This is a genomic window from Mesorhizobium sp. M4A.F.Ca.ET.050.02.1.1 (genome assembly GCF_003997725.1).
Lineage (GTDB): Bacteria > Pseudomonadota > Alphaproteobacteria > Rhizobiales > Rhizobiaceae > Mesorhizobium.
This window is the reverse complement of record NZ_RZSG01001005.1, coordinates 1-1,893: the sequence shown is the minus strand read 5'-3', so window position 1 is coordinate 1,893 and position 1,893 is coordinate 1. Positions and strand designations below refer to the sequence as shown.

1 protein-coding gene and 1 pseudogene are annotated in these 1,893 nt (G+C 65.8%); one reads left to right on the top strand and one right to left on the bottom strand.

Annotated features, from left to right (window positions below):
* On the bottom strand, nucleotides 1-411 hold a 411-nt coding region (locus EOA33_RS34270), incomplete at its 3' end, for a dihydrodipicolinate synthase family protein (protein WP_145989468.1).
* A 303-nt stretch (nucleotides 412-714) separates the two neighbouring features.
* Here EOA33_RS34270 and EOA33_RS34265 point away from each other — a divergent pair.
* A pseudogene (locus EOA33_RS34265) lies at nucleotides 715-1,893 on the top strand (lytic transglycosylase domain-containing protein); the annotation flags it as partial.

Below are 1,893 nucleotides of genomic sequence, written 5' to 3'. Positions count from 1 at the left end.
CGGCGGGATATTGTAGATGATGATCGGCAGCTTGGTCGCGCGGGCGACAGCGGCGAAGTGTTCGTAGAGGCCGCGCTGCGTCGGCTTGTTATAATAGGGCGTGACGACGAGCGCGGCATCGGCACCCGCCTGCTCGGCAAACTGCACCAGGCCCACCGCCTCTTCGGTGTTGTTGGAGCCGGCGCCGGCGACGACCGGAGCGCGGCCCTTGGCGACCTCGATGCAGACCTTGACCACCTGGCGGTGCTCGTCATGCGACAGCGTCGGCGACTCGCCCGTGGTGCCCACCGGAACCAGCCCCTTGGTGCCCTCGGCGAGCTGCCACTCGATGAAGGCGCGAAAGGCTTTCTCGTCGAAACGCCCGCTCTTGTCGAACGGTGTAACGAGCGCGGTCAGCGAGCCTCTCAGCATATCGTCCAAACTCCTTGGGACTTCGTTGGTTTATGCATCTCGTTGCCCCAAAACCGGTGTCCACTTTTGGGCGACATGCATTCGTGTTTTATCGGTCGGTCTATCGTGCGCGCCTTCTAGCCGAAAGCGAAGCCGCGCACCATAGTCTCGACATTGTTCAGCGGCAAGCATTGCCGTGGTGCCAGTGTCGGCAATTCGAACGACCTCGATAACCTTTTGTTTACGGGCTCTTCACGACCTGAGTTTAGCTTCAAGCCGTCTTGGGCTGCTGGTAATGTGCTCGAACAGGAAATGACGAACCACATGTCAGGCCGGCGGCCCCGTCTTTTCGCGCTTCTGGGCGCGACGCTTGCGCTGATGCCGGCCGCGGCGATCGGCGGGGGCGTCGACGTGCAGACGACGTCGGCTGTCCCGATACCGCCTCTGGCCTATCAGGGCCGGCCGGATGCCCCCGCCTCTCTTTCGACAGATGTCGCGCTTTTGAAGGGCGGCCTCGACAGGCTGGCAGCCAACGACATTGCCGGCGCGCGCCAGGTGCGCGAGGTGCTGCCCGCCAATTCGCTCGACCGCCATATATTGGCCTGGGCGATCGCGCTCTATGGTGGCGACCAGGTGCCGAGCGGCGATATCGCCGATGCCGCACAGATGCTGCCGAACTGGCCGGGCACGATCGCGCTGCGCAAGAACAGCGAGCGCGCGCTCTATCGCGAGAACCCCTCGCCGCAGGTCGTGGTGCAGGCGTTCAAGGGCAGCCAGCCGCTGACCCCGGAAGGGGTGATCATCCTTGCCCGCTCCTATGTCGCCATTGGCAACGCCAAGGCGGCGCGCTCAGTGCTGTCGCCGTTCTGGCGAACGGAAAGACTGGAAGCCAAGGACGAGGCGACCATCATCAAGGAGTTCGGCACGCTCATTCCCGCCGCCGACCACCGCTTCCGCATGGAGCGCATGTTCTATGCCGATCGGCCTTCCTCGGCGCTGCGCGTGGCAGCGCTCGCAGGCGCCCAGCCGCTGGCCGATGCCTGGACGGCGGCCAGCCGTGGCGACAAGAACGCGACCAAGCTGCTCAAGGCCGTGCCCGCGGCGCAGCGTCAGGCCGGCTATTTCTTTGCCGAGGCCGAATATCTGCGCAAGCAGCAGAAATTCGCCGACGCCGCCGCGGTCGTGATGAAAGCGCCGACCGATCGCGAGGCACTGGTCGATCCCGACGCCTGGTGGGTGGAACGCCGGGTGCTGTCGCGCGAGCTGGTCGACCAGGGCGACATGAAGACGGCCTACAAAATCGTCTCCATGCACGCGGCCGAAAGCCCAGCCAGCGCCGCAGAGGCCGAGTTCCACGCCGGTTGGTATGCGCTGCGCGGCCTCAACGACCCGGCTACCGCGGCTACCCACTTCGCACGCATCGCCGACCTCGCGCAGGGGCCGGCGTCGCTGTCGCGCGCCTATTACTGGCTCGCCCCCGCCGCCCAAGTGGGCGGGGCCCGC